At 34.5% G+C, this 17,379-nt stretch carries 10 protein-coding genes and 2 pseudogenes; 9 read left to right on the top strand and 3 right to left on the bottom strand.

From position 1 onward, the window contains the following. Window positions 1-310 precede the first annotated feature (310 nt). Entirely contained in the window at window positions 311-1,990 is a 1,680-nt protein-coding gene (locus ABWU56_RS04200; protein WP_410542165.1) for a recombinase family protein, read from the top strand. 325 nt (window positions 1,991-2,315) lie between these two features. Here the strand turns inward: ABWU56_RS04200 and ABWU56_RS07485 are convergent. Further along, window positions 2,316-2,441: pseudogene (locus ABWU56_RS07485) on the bottom strand (ankyrin repeat domain-containing protein); the annotation flags it as partial. Between the two features lie 559 nt (window positions 2,442-3,000). On the opposite strand from ABWU56_RS07485, the gene uvrA reads away from it, so the two are divergent. After that, the gene (gene uvrA, locus ABWU56_RS04190) at window positions 3,001-5,814 is read left to right on the top strand and encodes an excinuclease ABC subunit UvrA (protein ID WP_353281109.1); all 2,814 of its coding nucleotides are present in this window, start codon (window positions 3,001-3,003) and stop codon (window positions 5,812-5,814) included. Between the two features lie 51 nt (window positions 5,815-5,865). Next, window positions 5,866-6,570, top strand: a complete 705-nt coding sequence (locus ABWU56_RS04185; protein ID WP_353281108.1) for a ComF family protein — start codon at window positions 5,866-5,868, stop codon at window positions 6,568-6,570. A 115-nt stretch (window positions 6,571-6,685) separates the two neighbouring features. On the opposite strand, the pseudogene ABWU56_RS04180 reads toward ABWU56_RS04185, so the two are convergent. Beyond that, window positions 6,686-6,967: pseudogene (locus tag ABWU56_RS04180) on the bottom strand (transposase); the annotation flags it as partial. Between the two features lie 483 nt (window positions 6,968-7,450). Between ABWU56_RS04180 and ABWU56_RS04175 the strand changes: the two are divergent. From ABWU56_RS04175 to ABWU56_RS04165, 3 genes are all read left to right on the top strand, one after another. After that, complete coding sequence (locus ABWU56_RS04175) at window positions 7,451-8,509, top strand: ankyrin repeat domain-containing protein (RefSeq protein WP_353281107.1); 1,059 nt, start codon at window positions 7,451-7,453, stop codon at window positions 8,507-8,509. Between the two features lie 305 nt (window positions 8,510-8,814). Next, the gene (locus ABWU56_RS04170) at window positions 8,815-10,149 is read left to right on the top strand and encodes an AAA family ATPase (protein ID WP_353281106.1); all 1,335 of its coding nucleotides are present in this window, start codon (window positions 8,815-8,817) and stop codon (window positions 10,147-10,149) included. 503 nt (window positions 10,150-10,652) lie between these two features. Further along, the gene (locus ABWU56_RS04165; protein ID WP_353281105.1) at window positions 10,653-11,810 is read left to right on the top strand and encodes a hypothetical protein; all 1,158 of its coding nucleotides are present in this window, start codon (window positions 10,653-10,655) and stop codon (window positions 11,808-11,810) included. A 6-nt stretch (window positions 11,811-11,816) separates the two neighbouring features. On the opposite strand, the gene ABWU56_RS04160 is transcribed toward ABWU56_RS04165, so the two are convergent. Further along, window positions 11,817-12,580 (bottom strand): IS5 family transposase gene (locus ABWU56_RS04160; RefSeq protein WP_353281091.1). Its coding sequence is split into 2 segments (ribosomal slippage): window positions 11,817-12,226 and window positions 12,226-12,580, totalling 765 coding nucleotides; the frame shifts between segments, so codons are not numbered across the junction. Between the two features lie 144 nt (window positions 12,581-12,724). Between ABWU56_RS04160 and ABWU56_RS04155 the strand changes: the two genes are divergently transcribed. The 3 genes from ABWU56_RS04155 to ABWU56_RS04145 all read left to right on the top strand — a co-directional run bounded on the left by ABWU56_RS04155 (window position 12,725) and on the right by ABWU56_RS04145 (window position 17,314). Further along, window positions 12,725-14,698: a glycoside hydrolase TIM-barrel-like domain-containing protein gene (locus ABWU56_RS04155; protein ID WP_353281104.1), complete on the top strand. Its 1,974-nt coding sequence runs from the start codon at window positions 12,725-12,727 to the stop codon at window positions 14,696-14,698. 88 nt (window positions 14,699-14,786) lie between these two features. Next, a complete protein-coding gene (locus tag ABWU56_RS04150; protein WP_353281103.1) occupies window positions 14,787-15,962 on the top strand; it encodes a hypothetical protein in 1,176 nt (391 codons plus the stop codon). A 203-nt stretch (window positions 15,963-16,165) separates the two neighbouring features. Next, window positions 16,166-17,314: a hypothetical protein gene (locus tag ABWU56_RS04145; RefSeq protein WP_353281102.1), complete on the top strand. Its 1,149-nt coding sequence runs from the start codon at window positions 16,166-16,168 to the stop codon at window positions 17,312-17,314. Window positions 17,315-17,379: the final 65 nt, after the last annotated feature.

Below are 17,379 nucleotides of genomic sequence, written 5' to 3'. Positions count from 1 at the left end.
GATGGAATTTTTACACTACCGACAATGTTGCAAAAAACATAAAAATAAAACTAGAGAAAACCATTTCTCGAAAACTTCTGTGTCCAGAACCAAGAGTCCGATTTACTTATAGCGCTAATAATCAATTAACCATCGGCTTTAAGGAATGATATGAACATATTATTTCAAGGAAAAGTCATGAGAAACAAGAGATTAGCTATCCAAATTAGCTGTAGCTATGAACCTAATCGGTTAGCAGAACAATGCTTATCAGATGCTTATGAAAAGGTAGTGTCAAAGGAAATAAGTCAAAAAAACTTAAAACATAAAAATGGGATTCAAGGAGGGTCAAATGGTAACAGTATGTTTATATGCGAGAGTTTCTTCGGGGAAACAAGTAGAAGGAAATACGATAGAAAGTCAAATTGCAGCTTTAGAGAAGCAAATTAATCTGGACGGATACAGATTGTTAAGTGAGTATAAATTTATTGATAACGGCTACAGTGGATCTCATTTAGTCCGCCCTGATTTAGAAAAATTACGTGATAAAGTAACAGAAGGTAAAATTGATAAGATTTACATTCATTCTCCTGATCGTTTATCTAGAAAATATGCATATCAAATGGTGCTGATTGAAGAATTTGAAAAAGCAGGAGCAAAAGTGGTTTTTTTAAATTATGAGATTAACGGTAACCCAGAATCTCAATTACTGTTACAAATGCAAGGTATGATAGCAGAATATGAACGTGCGAAAATTATGGAACGAAGTCGTCGTGGTAAAATCTATGCAGCTAACAAAGGCTATGTAAATGTAATGGGAGGAGCTCCTTATGGTTATCGTTATATAGATAAGCATATGGGAGGAGGACAAGCTTTATTTGAGATTAACGAAAAAGAAGCTGATGTCGTTCGTAAAGTATTTTTGTGGATAGGCAGAGAAAGAACAAGTATTGGGGAAGTATGTCGTCGGCTAAATACTATGTCCATTAAGACACAAAAAGGAAAAGAACGCTGGAATAAAGGTACAATTTGGAGTATGTTGAAAAACCCTGCTTACAAAGGACAAGCAGCTTTTGGTAGAAGAAGGTTAGGAGTAAGATTAAAGCAAGTAAGACCACAGAAAGGCTCTTGTGAGCAGCCAAAAAGTAACCACTCTGTCTATCCTGTTGAAAAAGCAAATTGGATTTATATTAAAGTGCCAAATATAGTAGATGAAGATATATTTGATATTGTTCAAGAACAATTAGCTGAAAATAGAAAAGTAGCAAGGACAAGAAAAAGAGGAGCAAAGTACTTACTACAAGGTTTAGTCATATGTAAGCGTTGTAATTACGGATGTTACGGAACTTGCATGAGAAGTAGACGAGAAGAAGAAGGTGGTCATTATGCATATTACCGTTGTAGTGGTAAAGATTCTTACCGTTTTGGTGGTAATAAGATTTGTGACAATAAACCCATTCGCTCAGATGCATTAGAAACAGCTGTGTGGGAAGAGGTTAAGCAGTTATTGAAAAATCCAAACAGGATTTTAGAAGAATACAAGCGTAGGCTTTCAGAACTAAAAAAATCATCATTGGATCAAAAAAGTGACCTGCTAGAGAAACAAGAAAATAAATTAAAACGTGGTATTGCTAGACTTATCGATAGTTATGCTCAAGAATATATCAATCAAGAGGAATTTGAACCACGAATTAAAGCAATGAAACAAAGCTTAAAAACAATTAAAGAAGAGAAGAAAAAGATATTTTATCAAAAGGAATTAGAACAGGAGGTAACTCTGGTTGTGGCCAATTTAGAAGACTTTTCTTCCAATATTACGTTAAACCTTGATAACGCAGACTGGTTAACTAAACGTGATATTATCAGAACATTGGTCAAGAGAATTGAAATTAACCTTGAGGACGTAAATGTGGTATTTCGCGTAAAAGAGCTACCGAACTCTTCTGGACATAATGGAAAGGAAAATAAAAATTTGCAACATTGTCGTAGGTGTATTTACCACTATATGTAACACTTCCTATTTGCGGTGACTCAAATTTTTCTACCATATTCTTAACACCAGCATGTAAGTATTGCTCACTTACTATACTGTCACTACTTTCGCACGTAACAGGAGCCTGTGCACCACTACGTATGGTATCATATTGTTTCACAGAATTTATAACATCTGCTGGTGCAGCAGTTTTTTTCTCATGCTTTGTACAAAAATTTTGTTCTGCTTCCTTTAACATTTTTACTATAGCTTCTTTATTTTCTATATTACCAACCACCTCCCTTGGAGTCTTATTTTTGCTTTTTAATGAAGGATTAACTCGATCATCACTTAGTAGTTGTTTTACCATGCTTTCATGTCCACAAGAAGCAGCAATATGCAAAGCAGTTAGCCCATCATTTTTAGAGCCATCTTTTACTCGAGCGCTAACACTTGCTTTCTTTTTTAGTAAAAGTTCCACTATTAACATATTGTTGCATGCTGTAGCAAGATGTAACAACGTCCAATCTTCTGCAGCTTCTTCTGAAATTTTTATACTAAATTGATGTTCTTTACTAAAATTTTTACTAAACTTGTTGTACTCTCCTGCATCTTTTCCTTTTAACTCATTCTTTATTTTTTCAAGTAAATTATCTTCATCCAAATCGCTACTTTCACTTACCTCATTTATTATTTCAAAAAACTTCTCCTTCTCTATTGCCATAACCTTTCCCTCTCAATTTATTTTTATCACTGCATAATCTCACAAAAAAGTTAAATTTATCAAAATTCTATATTTTATATAAAATAAAATTTCCTGTTTCCAAAAATTGGTAAGCATGTTTTTGATGAGATTGTAGAAAACATACTTTTATGACACCATTTGTTGTACGAACTAACTTGGCGAAAACAGATGTTCATATAGTTGTGTGGCAAAATGTTTTGCACTAGTTATGCTACTTCGTTTTCCATAACAGTTGAAAAAATTAGTAGCAAGTTGTTGTGAGTTTATGTATTTTGAGGCTGTAATGGTCAAAGGTACATGAAGTATGATCAGAGTTAAAGGTGCAAGAGAGCATAATTTGCAGGGTATTGATGTCAATATACCAAAAAATAAGTTAGTTGTTATAACTGGACTAAGTGGTTCTGGTAAGTCTAGCCTTGCATTCGATACGATTTATGCAGAAGGCCAACGCCGATACGTCGAAAGTCTATCGGCTTATGCACGTCAATTTCTTAATATTCAAGATAAACCAGATGTTGAGTCAATCACAGGCCTCTCTCCTGCAATATCAATTAATCAAAAGTCGATCTCAAAAAATCCAAGATCAACTGTTGGAACCGTTACTGAAATTTACGATTATGTACGTTTGATATATGCACGAGTGGGAATACCTTATTCGCCTGTAACTGGGTTGCCAATAACGAAACAGGCTGTATCTCAAATTGTAGATACTATTATAGCATTACCTTTAGAAACTAAAATATATATACTTGCTCCTATTGTGCGTGGCAGAAAAGGAGAGCACTTCAAAGAGATATTGGAAATTAAAAAGCAGGGTTACGTGAGACTAAAAATAGATGGTGAAACATACAATATAGATGACTTGCCTAAACTCGACAAAAACAAGAAACATGATATTTTTGTTATTGCAGATAGAATTTCCATGTCAGATGATATAGGAAATCGACTACCAGGCAGTATAGAATCAGCATTGAGGCTGGGCCATGGCTTAATGTATGCAGAAATAGTGAACTTACCTGATAACCACAATTCCGAGTATAAAAATGGTCAAACTTTAACTTTCTCAGAGAATTTTGCATGTCCTGAGTCTGGCTTTACTCTTGAAGAAATAGAGCCAAGATTGTTTTCTTTTAACAGCCCCTACGGTGCATGCAGTTCATGCAGTGGGCTCGGTAAAAAACTAAGTGTTGATGCAAAGCTAATAGTGCCAGACGAAACGCTCTCGATATCTGAAGGTGCTTTAAAGCCAATTGGATCAATGTTCCGTCAAGTGCATACAAACTATGGATTGCTAAAAAATGCAATTCTATCACTGGCTGAAAATTGCAAATTTAGCCTTGATGTTCAGTGGAAGAATATAGACCAAAAAGTGAAGGATTTAATACTTTTTGGCTCTAGAGAAATGAAATTTCAAGGTTTGGTCAGTATCCTAGAACGCCAGATGGATTACGATGCATCACTTATTGATAGGTATTGTTCTGTTACTGACTGCAAAGAATGTGCTGGCTATAGATTGAGAAAAGAAGCACTTACAGTGAAAATTGACGAAAAACATATAGGTGAAATATCAAGGCTCAGCATCGATGAATCCCTTAAGTGGTTTGGAAATTTATCAGACAAACTTACAGAACAACAAAGGCAAATTTCAAATAAAATATTAAACGAAATAATCAAAAGGCTGACATTTTTAAAGAATGTAGGGCTAAATTACCTTACACTTGACCGTGAATCTAGCACTCTCTCTGGTGGTGAAAGCCAGAGGATCAGGCTTGCTTCGCAAATTGGCTCTGGTTTAACAGGAGTGCTATACGTGCTTGATGAGCCTTCAATTGGCCTTCATCAATGTGATAATGATCGATTAATTACCACACTTAAAAATCTGAGAGACATGGGTAATACTGTGATTGTTGTTGAACATGATGAAGACACAATAATGGCTGCTGATTATGTGATTGATATTGGTCCTGGAGCTGGCGTGAATGGAGGAAAAATCGTTGCAGAAGGAACACCAGATCAGGTACAAAAAAATTCAGAAAGCATAACAGGACAGTATTTAAGTGGAAAGAAGGAAATTTCAATTTCAAAAAGAAGAAAGCAAACAACTCAGTTCATAAAGGTAATTAATGCTTGTGAGAACAACTTAAAAAATATAAATGTTGAATTTCCTATAGGGAATTTTATTTGTGTTACTGGAATATCAGGAGGAGGGAAATCAAGTTTAGTGATAGAAACATTATATAAATACTCAGCACACAAGATAAATCATTCATCTGCAAGGCATGGTCAATGCGACAAAATAGAAGGCCTTGAGTATATAGATAAAATTATAGAAGTTGATCAATCGCCAATTGGTAGGACCCCAGCATCAAATCCAGCAACATATGTTGGTATGTTTACTCACATCAGAAATTGGTTTGCAGGTCTCCCAGAGTCGAAGGCACGAGGTTACAATATAGGCCGATTTTCATTTAATACCAAGGGAGGAAGATGTGAAGCTTGTAAAGGTGATGGGCATTTAAAGATCGAGATGCATTTCCTACCGGACGTTTATGTGAAATGTGAGCAATGTAGAGGACAGAGGTATAACCGAGAAACATTGGAAGTTACTTACAAGGGAAAATCAATTTCTGATGTGCTTGATATGACAATAGATCAAGCATGTGACTTTTTTGAAAATCTTCCAATGATAAAGGAAAAGTTGATTTCTTTACAGGAAGTAGGGCTTGGCTATATAACGCTTGGACAGTCGTCAACAACGTTGTCCGGGGGTGAAGCACAACGAATAAAGCTGTCTAAGGAACTATCAAAGCGATTTACCGGGAAAACATTGTATATTCTCGATGAGCCAACAACTGGGTTACATTTTGAAGATGTAAATAATTTACTGAAAATACTCCATAGGCTAGTTGATTTAGGAAATACTGTTATAGTTATTGAGCACAATTTACATGTTATAAAAACTGCTGATTACATAATAGATATTGGTCCAGAGGGTGGAGTAAAAGGTGGCGAAGTGGTTGCTGTAGGAACTCCAGAAAAAGTTGCACAGACTCCAAAAAGCGTTACAGGCAAGTATCTTAAAACATATTTATTGGATCAAGTATCGACTATTTCTTAATAATTAGGTTATGAGGAGCATTTTAAAAGGTATACCTAACATATTTAATTCATGAATCTTCTCTTATTAAAAAAAGCTACATATCTCATATTTCCAAACGTATGCGTAAGTTGTGAACGTATAATTGATAAAAGTTATGATTTATGTAGTGAATGCAATAAAAAAATCAATTTTTTAACTAAGCATTACTGTAATGTTTGTGGTGTAGTAATTCCAGATAACATTGATACATGTGGTAAATGCATCAGTAACCCTTCACCATTTAAAGTATTAAGATCAGTTTTTGCTTATGATGAACATAGCAAAAATATGATTATAAATTTTAAATTTTTTGATAATTTAAATTATGTGAAAGTCTATGCAAAGTGGATGTACAAAGCTAACAAAGACATGTTTCAAAATGCAGAGGTCATAGTTCCCATACCGCTACATAAAATACGCTTATTTAAACGTAAATATAATCAAGCAGCATTGCTCGCGAAGGAATTAAGTAAGTTATCTAATTTATCTTATACACCATTTGCAATAAAACGTATTCGTCACACCAAACCTCAAGCTGGTCTTTCACTTAAACAGCGTGAAAAAAATTTGAAAAATACTTTTAAAGTAAGTAACAGCGAAATTATCAAAAACAAAATCGTGATATTGGTTGATGATGTAGTAACAACTGGCGCAACCGCAAGGTCTTGCTCTCAGGAAATTTTAAACTCTGGTGCAAGAGAAGTGAGAGTGCTATCGCTTGCAAGAACTGTATGAAAATCAGCTTTAAGGTATAATTTTCATTTTTGAAAACTGTTTAGTGTCTTAGTACTAACTTCTGTATCATTCCTCTTAAAAAAAAGTCTAGTTATAGTGTATACGGAGTCTATAATTATAGCTCTTTTTCTAATAGTTCGAATAGCTGAATATTCTTTCTGGCTAAATTTTTTATAACAAACCAATGGTTTGATTAAAATCAGGAGAATATGGAGGCAGATATATAACTTCAGCACCGACACTTTTAACAAAGTCACTTATTTTCTATGAAAAGTTGCATTATCCAAAATCACCCAGCAAAAAGCTTGAACTAGCTATTAAAAACGTCTGTATCGCAATAGCCTTCAAAAATCATAGGCGCCATAATTTTTCCCTTATTCAAAGCTGCAATCATATTTTTGAATACTCACTGCATTCAGAAAAAAATAGGTACATGCTAGTGTAATAGCACTGGATGTAATAATTGGAACAAGTAAAAAAGCCTCTATTAGTTTTCTTATAGAGCTGGCTGGTTTAATGCTGTTATTATTCAATGATGCAAAATAATTTTCACTAAGGTTGGCCATCCATTTTGCGCCAGATAAGACCCTCTCACTATTTTTTTTAGATAAGTTGACGTGTATTTGCTTTCCCATGTTTATAATTATGCTAATAATAAATATGATAAGATCAATATAAATTTTTTACTTCCGTGTTTTTTCTATTGTTGTTTATAATGACTATAGTTACATCACATATTTCTTTCAATTAAATGGATCAGTTATTTATTGCAAATCAATGACTTTTTCAATGGTTTCTTTTTTTAAATAATTCCTAAAAATGTGTTTACTTTTGTTTGTAATTGTGTAGTAACTGCAACGTAAAGTTATAGGAGGTAAAGATGGATTTTGAAAATCTGAAAAAGATATTAAGTGCAATTGATAAAGATGCAAGTGTAAATAAAGATAACGTAATTAATAAAATAAAAGAGGTATTGCGAAGGGAAGATACAATAGCGTATCAAGAGTGGGAAAATAAAAATTTTAGTATAAATCATACATTCATCCAAAGTGATCCTGATGCCGAATTTACATTATTAATTGCAGCTGCAGCAGCTGGCTGTAAGGATTTAGTGAATGTTTTATTAGATAGGCATGCGGATGTTCATGTAGAAGGTGAAAATAGAGAGACTGCTTTGCATCATGCCGTTTATAGTCGATGTGTAGGTGTAGTAAATGCTCTACTAAAAAAAGGTGCTGATGTGAATGTAAAAGACAGAAGTGGTAGTACTCCTTTGCATTATGCTACTATATATAAATTCATAGATGTAGTAAATGTTCTACTAAAAACAGGTGCTGATGTGAATGTAAAAGACAGAAGTGGTAGTACTCCTTTGCATTATGCTACTTTAAGTAACCATATAGAGGTAGTAGATGCTCTGTTAGCTGAAGGCGCAAGTGTTCATGTAAAAGATAGAAATGGTAGTACTCCTTTGCATTATGCTGCTAAAAATGGCTATTTAGAGATAGTAGATGCTCTACTAGACAGAGGTGCAGATGTTTATGAAAAAGATAGTTTGCAGAAAACTCCTTTGTATTATGCCATTATAAATCACCAAGAAGATATGGTAGAGAGTATAAAAGGGTTTTTAAAAAATAAAGTAGTTCAAGGTAGTGTAGTTGTTGGTGGCTTAGTTGCCATGTTAGGGAATTTTGTAACATCGACGCTTTTTATAACCGAGACAATGGAAATTACATTAACATCTGTTACGGCAGCAATAGCTGTATCTGCATCAACATCATTAACATCTGGTTATGCTAAATATCTAATGTCAAAATTCGATAACGAAATAAAAGAAATAAAAGAGCGACAAAACATAATGGAAGAGCGGCAAAGCTTAACAGGAGAGTGGCAAAATGTGAATCTACAAAGCATATGTATACATAATGCTCTTTCGTAAATTTTTACTTCCGCACTTCTTTAGTGTTGCTTATAATAACTATAGATTTAGATCTTAATTAGAGGCTTTAATTACCTACTTTAAGTTATTGAATTTCTTATCATAGCATCTATCATTCCAGTACCCTGGAATGATAGAAAAAGAACACTGAATTAAAAATACAACATACCATCTTATATCTTAATACTGCATAATACCTCGATCATAGATTGATTAAGGATGCCTTAAGTTAGTCTTGCTTTACTATGAAAAGCTTGTACTCTTTAAATGTATTATTTATAAATTAACTGTTTATAAGCTAAAATATGTCTAATAGAGCTAATATAACTTTTTTTATAGCTGGTGCTATTGCTTCCCTTACATTAATTACATCTGGAGTTTTTGCTGTAGCTCCTTACGTTGCATTTTTATCTTCAGTTGCAGCTTTAAATATAGCTCCCCCTGTTATTTTTATTTTATTTGCGCTTTCTGCAGTAGTAATTGTGTTTTCATATAAAATGATTAAACAAAATAAAAAATCTCAAGAAAACTCGAAAGCTGAAGTCGAAGAGCCGAATAAAGGGTTAAGGAAAGAAGAAAATAAGCTAACTCCAATTAAAGAAGAATTAGAAGATGGAAAGGATAAAGAAAATAAATACGGGTTTAGTGATCTAGAAGAAAAAGTTCATAGAATTTCAGAGAATTTTGTAACGAAAGATGAAGTGAATGGGTTAAAAAAAGAGGTTAGTGATCTTTCTGCAAGGTTAATTAATAGTCCTGCAACAAAAAATGAAGTAGAAGCAAAGCTGAATATGGAATTTTACGCAAAAGATGAAGAAAGAGGGTGGAATACAACATTTAGTGATATTATATTACCAAATGACATAAAAGAAAAATTGAAAGGGATTTATGCTTTACAAGGCAGAGGATATCTCTTGTACGGTCCGCCAGGAACTGGTAAGACTAGTATTAGTAAGGCAATTGCAAATCAAACTAAATCTCTGTTTGCGTTTATATCTGTTTCTGCATCTTGCTTGTCTAGTCAAAGGAATATAGATCAAGTTTTTGAGAAAGCAGAGACAAACAGTCCTTGTATGATTTTTATAGATGAGATTGACGGCATTGGCAAAAAGCGAACTGTTAATGAGGATGCAGGGCCTTTAACTTATTTACTCACTAAATTGGATAAAGAGTTTTTATCCTCAAAAAATATAACGGTGATTGCTGCAACTAATCATAAGGATCATTTAGATACTGCGTTTACTAGGGGTGGTCGTTTGGAGTGTATTGAGGTTCCTGGGCTGGATAAAGAAAGTACACGTAGGGGAATACTAAAAGAATATCTCAAAGAATTAAGCCCTCTAAATATTGAAACTATTGTAAAGAGTACTAATGGTTTTTCACCAGCAAATCTGATTGGTTTAGCCAAGTATATACGAGAGGAGAAAAGTAAAGGCAAAAGCACTCCTATTTTCACTTTATGTGAAAGATTTAAGAAGGAACATAACATTGAAGATAAGAAGAATGAGAAACATAGTAACGGAAAAACTAAAAACAAGGATACAAGGCTATCATCTGGAAGCTTATCTAGAAGTTCATCAGTAAGCTCTTCATTGAGTGATGTATCTTCTCGAGGAAGTAAGTGGCAAATCGAGGAATAAAGAGAATTACTACACAGTCTGGGATGACGCCATGCAAGTCGAATCATGTCATTCCAGTGCTTGACAATAGTTTTTATCCAGAAGGAACTTCTAAAAGGGTGTCATTCCAGTACTGGAATCCAGGAATTTTTTGAGCACGCAAGTTATGCCAAGTTTTTTGTTGGTAAGAAAGGCTGGATCCCAGTACTGGGATGACAGGAAGAGGGCTACTCGGGTGACATCGAAGGGGCTACTTGCATGACAACAAAGGGGCTGCTTGCATAACTCAAATTCAAAGAAAAATCATTTAATGTCATTCCAGCGCGTGACGCTGGAATTCAGAAATAAAGAACAATGGATCCCAGTGTCAGCTACTCGGATGACAGGAAAAGGGCTACTCGGATTACATCCTTTTTTTCCTGGATACCAGTCGCATGACACTACTATATAGTAGGTCCCAATTTTATCCCAGTCTGGGATCTTCTTTCAAAAATTCAAAACAATCTATTAAAAAGGAGAATATTATGTCTACAATAATTTTATCATCAATTTTAAGTAAAGCGGGCAGTATTTTTGGGCCAATTGGCCAGATTGCTGGATCAGAACTCGGTGCTCTGCTTGGTGCACAGCTTGATAATGTAATATTTGGTCTTGATGCCGAGCAAAAGATAACGCATGGGGCGAGGCTGAAAAATCTGCAAGTTCAAACCTCAACTTATGGCAAAGCAATTCCAATTATCTATGGCACTGCTCGCATTGCTGGAAACATTATTTGGTCACAGCCAATAAAAGAGGAGGCGATAACCACTCAAAATAAAACAGGAAGAGGTATAAATATTACATATAACTACTATGCAACACTCGCAATTGCAATTTGCAAGGGGAAAGTAGAAAAATTAAATAGAATCTGGGCGGATATAAAATCGCTTAGTTTTGATGAAATAGATTATACTTTTTACCACGGCAGAGAAGACCAAAACCCTATGTTATCAATCGAAGGTGAGAAGAATGTACCAGCTTATAGAGGAATATCTTACATAGTCATCAAAAATTTCCCTTTGGCAGACTATAGTAATCGTGTTCCGGTGTTTACATTTGAAGTGCAAACTGCACTGAAGCTCAGTGGATTCTCAGTAGCAGAAAACATTAAAAATATCAATATCATACCAGGTTCAGGGGAGTTTGTGTATGATACGAAAATACAGAAGAAAATTGCACGAGAAAAAATAAGCAGTAGTCAATATATTCCCTATGGACCGGTACAAAGAGTAAATCACAATAATCACACAAAAAAGAGCGATGCTATGCTTTCTTTGGACCAATTGAAGGAAAGTTTACCAAATGTTGAATGGGCATCGGTAGTGGTTAATTGGTTTGCAAGCAGTTTGAATATCAAAGATTGTAAAATATATCCTGCAGTTGAATTTCAAGACGATTCTGCTATAGTGCCTGATGATTGGCAAGTGGGAAATATAACCAGGGATAATGCCCAGCTCATTTCAAAAGATAATCATGGAAATCCAAGATATGGTGGTACAGTTAGCGATGCAGCACTAATAAGATATATAGAAGAGCTGCATAGCAGAGGTTATAAGGTGATGCTCTATCCAATGCTCTTGCTTGACACAAAAAACAAAGAGTGGCGAGGAAAATTGAGCGGTACTCCTCAGAACCTGTCTTGAAAGGAGTTAATTGGCTAATTTAGTAAGCATAGAAGTAATCATATTAAATAAGATATTGTTTTTTGAAGTAAGAGGAGAATGTTCGTAATCCTTGCTCATGCGTCTAAAATTGGAAAGCCAGGCAAAGGTTCGTTCTACAATCCAACGTTTAGGAATAACTTGAAATCCTGTATCAACCAATTTCTTGGTAATCGTTAGCAAACATCCAGTTTCCAACAAACATCGATTTTGTAATTTACCTTTATACCCTTGATCAGCAAAAAACCTACGTAATGTTGGAGCTTTGCATTTAGCTTGAACAAAAAGATTGGTAGCACCATCACGGTCCTGAATGCTTGCGCTGTGTACTTCTGCAGTAATTACAAGACCTAGTGTATCTACAATAATATGACGTTTTCTACCCTTTATTTTTTTACCGGCATCATATCCTCTTGATCCCCTTTTTGAGTCGTTTTCACTGATTGACTGTCAATTATACCTACTGAAGGTGTTTCATTTTTGCCAACCATTTTTCTTACCTCTTTTACTAGCATGTCATGTATTTTTTTCAATTTTCCATTATTACGCCACCTGAGAAAATAGTCATACACCGTTTTCCATGGAGGAAAATCTTTTGGTAGCATTCTCCACTGGCAACCACCCCTCATTATGTACCTTATTGCATTAATAATTGTTCTTATGTTATGTTTTCTTGGTCGTCCTATCGCTCCTTGTGCAACATAGGGCTCTAAAATTTCCCATTCCTTGTCACTTATATCACTTGGATACAACTTACCCTCCTATTTTTTGCTTACCTCATCATACTCTTTTCTTCATTACCTTTCAAGACAGGTTCTCAGGATATAAGTGATTTTTTTGAGAATCAGTATAGCAAATTCATAGAGCATTACACGAGCATTGCCAAACAAACTAAAGTGGAAGGGTTTATTATTGGTTCTGAGTTTGCTCAGCTTACCAGAGTAAAAGATGTAGAGGGTAACTATCCTGCAGTAGCAGAGCTAGTTAAAGTTGCAAAGCAAGTAAAATTTCAGCTTGGAAAAGAAGTAAACGTAACTTACGCTGCCGATTGGAGTGAGTATCATTCATATGATGGTTGGTATAATATGGATGAACTATGGTCTTCACAGTTCATCGATGTTATTGGCATAGATGCTTACTTTCCACTCACCGATGGCCCAGAACCTCCTTTTGGCTATTCCGCAAAAGATGTAACGGGTGGTTGGAGCAGTGGGGTAGGGTATGATTATTTTTACGATTACTCAAAAAGTGATCCTGAGAAAATAAAGTATAATGACAGCGAATATGCGTGGAAAAATATCGAGAAATGGTGGAGTGAAGTTCATGTAAATCCAGGTGGTAGTAAAACAAAATGGCAACCAAAAATGAAGAAAATATGGTTTACCGAATATGGATTTCCCAGTATGAACGGCTGCACTAATGAGCCCAATGTGTTTGTTGATAAAGGTAGTATAGAGAGTAAATATCCACGATACTCAAACGGAGAGGTGAGCTTTCTTTCGCAGAAAACTGCAATCGAAGGAACATTAAAAAAGTGGCAAAGCTCAGAAATGGTGGAGAAAATGTTCCTCTGGGCGTGGGATGCAAGGCCATTTCCTTATTTCCCCAATTTATGTGACATGTGGGCTGACTGCCATAACTGGCAGACCGGGCACTGGATTCAGGGAAAAATTTCACAACTTAATGTTTCCGATGTTTTGTCTGATCTGTTGCAAAAGGTAGGTCTCAAAGGCGATCAGTTTGATACAAGTGATGTTAAAGGATTACTATCTGGGTATGTAATAAATGATCAGCAACCCGTACGCTCAATTATTAAAATGCTGCGAAGGTGCTATTTTTTTGATGTGGTTGAACAGAACTCAAAACTGAAATTTATTCAAAAGGGCAGGGGAGTGAAAACTGAAATACCAATTGGCGAGATGGTTACCAATAACGTTGCAAAACTTGTTAATATTAGTCAGCTAGATTTAAATAGTAAAGTCAATGTTGTCTATTTTAACCGCAATTTTGGCTATCCAATTGATGTGAAATATGCTGAACTGCCAAAGCAGGGCAATGCTGCAACAGTTGAAATACCTCTCATTATGGAGGAAGGGGAGGCGCAAAATATAGCTGAAGTTTTACTTTATTCTTCGTGGCAAGAGAGAAATGTATACAACTTTAAGCTCCCGATAAAATATGCATGGCTTTTACCAAGTGATGTCATAGCAATTTCAGATGGCGAGAAAAGACATACGATGAGAATTATAAAAACAAAGTTTGAAAGCATGTCCATTCAAGTAATGGGAGTTGGTTATGATCCCTCTATATACAAGCTCTCTTTTCCTTCAACAAGATCACTTATGCTTAAAGAATACCCTCCTTCTCACATCAGTAAATCTATCGTAGAAATGATAGATTTACGGTATATTAAAGATAATATCGCAAGTTTTACTTTAATTAGTGAAGAGGAAGGTTGGAAAGGAGCAACGCTTTTTATTTCGTATGATGATAAAAATTATAAGCCCATCGCGAGCGCAAATATACAATCTACTTACGGATATGTAATCGAATTTACCGATGAGGGAATTACAGTAGTACTGCGTTTTGGTAAGATAGACGTCATGAGTCCAACTGTGTTAGCGCTGGTTGGAAAAGAGGTAATAAAATTCGAAAGAGCAAAGCTCATAGGTAAGAATAAATATCAGCTTATCGACCTAATTAGAGGCCAAGAGGGTACTAAGAAATATGAACACACCTCAGGTGAAAAATTTATTCTACTTGATTATTCAATAATTTCTTTTGAAGTGCAAAAAGGGAGAAAGTTTTATCTTAAGGCAGTCACTTACGGTGATTCATTAGATAATACGGAAACAAAAATTGTAAACTGAGAGAGCGTAAGTGAAGTCTTAATGTCTACTTGTATTTTATTAAAAAATCCACTATAATATTAACATAGCAATATAATGAGGTAAAATTATGACTAATAGTATAAATGAATTATCAAACAAAGCGCCAATAATACTAACTTGGGTGCCAAGAGTACATGGTGCATCTTTACCAGATGGTAAAAATAGTAGATTGAATTACTTAGATATAATCAAGAATCATAAACTAAAGAATGAAGAGGAGAGGGATATATATCTGATTATCAACGGCCCAGGGTTTAAGCAAAGCCAAATAGATAATTTAAAGCGTGAACTGAAAGAAATTAAAGGAGTGCATGTTGTAGACTTACACCAATATGACTGGAGTGAGATAGATGAAGGATGGAAAATAGACGGCAAAGATATTAGTATAAAAGACTTCTTCAAAAATATGTATAATATGTCGGAGGAACAAAGAATATATTTTGCTATTGAAATAGATACTTTTAGATTGATTGCTCTTGCTCTTTCAGAAAAAATGACAGGAGAAAAAGGTGCAATATATATAGACTTTGATTCTTTAAAAGCCATTGACACTCATATAGGGAAGGATATAACAATTCCTGAGGGGATATTGTTGGGGTGGGTTCGTGTAGCGGTTAACAATAGTGGAAAAATCTTTCTTACATTATCAAATAATGACTTAATTGCGATAAGTGATTCAAGCGTAGCAGCTGGTGTTTTATCTGAGTATAAGGATAAAATATTAAGCCAAAAAGAAATGTGCAGTGATATAAAACAACGATTACCATTGTTATTGGATGAACAATTGGATCAAGAGTTTGAGAAGTCGAGAGAACAGGAAGAAATTGCAGAGGACGAAATAGAAATAATGGATATTCTTGATGAAGAGATGAAAGAAATAATAAAAGAAGTGGCAAACAAATACTTAAATGATCTTGAAAAGAGAGGAATAAAAGCGTTGTATGATATGAGAACAGAAAATTTTAGATATCTTAATTCAACATATCATGGTTGTTCTTCAACAGGTTTTAACTTAGGTCACGTACACATTCAAATGCTAGTTGAGAAAGGACTGGCTGGTCAAGAAAAAAGTAAAATGAAGTCATTTGTTTTTAGAGAGAACAATGGTAACTATTCTGTGGTTCTAGAAAATAGTGATTTATCCTGGACGAAGGGTGATTTTTTATACAATCAGCAGGTGGATGAAAATCTAGAAGAAACAGAAGTAGATCAGGTAGCAATGAAAAATCTATCGCTTACATAACAGTTATTAAAGAACTTTCTAGTATCGTCGATTCGGTGCTAGAAAATTCAGTAAAGTAGTTAAAATATTAGCTGAAAAATAATTTTCTTCGAAACAGTCACCTACATATAGAAACGAGAATGTTTAAGCCCCTAGGAGATTTTATTTGTACGCCGCTAAAATTTCATTATAATATGAGTATATTAATGTGTTGAGGTAAAATAATGATCGGTAATGTAAAAAAATTATCAAATGAAGCGCCAATAATACTAACTTGGGTACCAAGAGTATATGGTGCATCTTTACCAGATGGTAAAAACAGTGACTTTAATTACTTAGATATAATAAAAAATCATAAATTAATAAATAAAGAAGAGAGGGATATATATTTGATTATCAACGGTCCTGGATTCAAAGAAAATCAAATAGATGATTTAAAATGTGAACTGAAAGGAATTGAAGGAGTACATGTTATAGACTTGCATCAGTATAACTGGAGCGAAATAGATCAAGGATGGAAGATAGATGGTAAAGATACTAGTATCAAAGATTTCTTTAGAGATATGTATAACATGACAGATGAACAAAGAACATACTTTGCTGTTGAAATAGATACTTTTAGATTAGTTGCTCTGGCACTCTTAAAGCAGTTTACAGGACACGAAGGTGGGATATATATAGATTTTGATTCTTTAAAAGCCATTAACTCTCATATAGGGAAGGATATAACAATCCCTGAGGGAATTTTATTAGGGCAAGTTACTGCACATGTTAATCAAGAGACCGGCAAAATTATTAAAACGGATTTAAATAATGACCTGATCGCAGTAAGTTGTTCACGTATAGCGATTAATATTTTATCTAAATATAAAAGCGAAATACTGAGTCAAGAAAAAATGTGCTATGAGTTAGCAGGGCGTTTATCTAATCTTGCGAAAGAAGAAAAATCACGGTTTTTTGCTATTTATAAAGAATTGGGAGAGAAACAGCTGTTAGATGATGAAGCGAAGAAAAAAGGGAAGAGTGTTATAGAGGAATTAGATAAGATAGAGCGCAAAATAGTTGATCTAAGAAATGGTAAGATAAGAGAACTATATGATCCGCTAGTCTTTCATTATTCTAGGTATCGTGAAATAGGTTTAAATTTAGGTCAATTTTATACCGTGGAAGTAGTCCGTAATGGATTGATCGGTCAAGACGAAAGCAAACTAGGGCTATTTTTTTTCGAAAAAAACAATGGCAATTACGTTTGTACAATAAATGGTGACCTATCCTGGACGAAGGGAAAAGATCTATACCATGAACGAGTAGATAACAAGCTGGAAGGAGCAGAAGTAGACAGGGTAGCAATGCGCTTGCATAACAGTTGTTAAAGATAGAAAGTCCTTTAAAGCAAAGGTTCTAAATAATTGACAGTCAATAAAATATAATACTAGTA

Origin of the sequence: Wolbachia endosymbiont (group B) of Horisme vitalbata, from assembly GCF_964028625.1 — a bacterium.
Classification (GTDB): domain Bacteria; phylum Pseudomonadota; class Alphaproteobacteria; order Rickettsiales; family Anaplasmataceae; genus Wolbachia.
The sequence above is the reverse complement of the archived record's forward strand: the minus strand, read 5'-3'. Positions and strand labels throughout refer to the sequence as shown.

Coding starts and splice junctions, on each gene's coding strand:
- ABWU56_RS04165 (WP_353281105.1), top strand. CDS start 10,653: ATGTCTACAATAATTTTATCATCAATTTTAAGTAAAGCGGGCAGTATT.
- ABWU56_RS04185 (WP_353281108.1), top strand. CDS start 5,866: ATGAATCTTCTCTTATTAAAAAAAGCTACATATCTCATATTTCCAAAC.
- ABWU56_RS04175 (WP_353281107.1), top strand. CDS start 7,451: ATGGATTTTGAAAATCTGAAAAAGATATTAAGTGCAATTGATAAAGAT.
- ABWU56_RS04170 (WP_353281106.1), top strand. CDS start 8,815: ATGTCTAATAGAGCTAATATAACTTTTTTTATAGCTGGTGCTATTGCT.
- ABWU56_RS04200 (WP_410542165.1), top strand. CDS start 311: ATGGGATTCAAGGAGGGTCAAATGGTAACAGTATGTTTATATGCGAGA.
- ABWU56_RS04150 (WP_353281103.1), top strand. CDS start 14,787: ATGACTAATAGTATAAATGAATTATCAAACAAAGCGCCAATAATACTA.
- uvrA (WP_353281109.1), top strand. CDS start 3,001: ATGATCAGAGTTAAAGGTGCAAGAGAGCATAATTTGCAGGGTATTGAT.
- ABWU56_RS04145 (WP_353281102.1), top strand. CDS start 16,166: ATGATCGGTAATGTAAAAAAATTATCAAATGAAGCGCCAATAATACTA.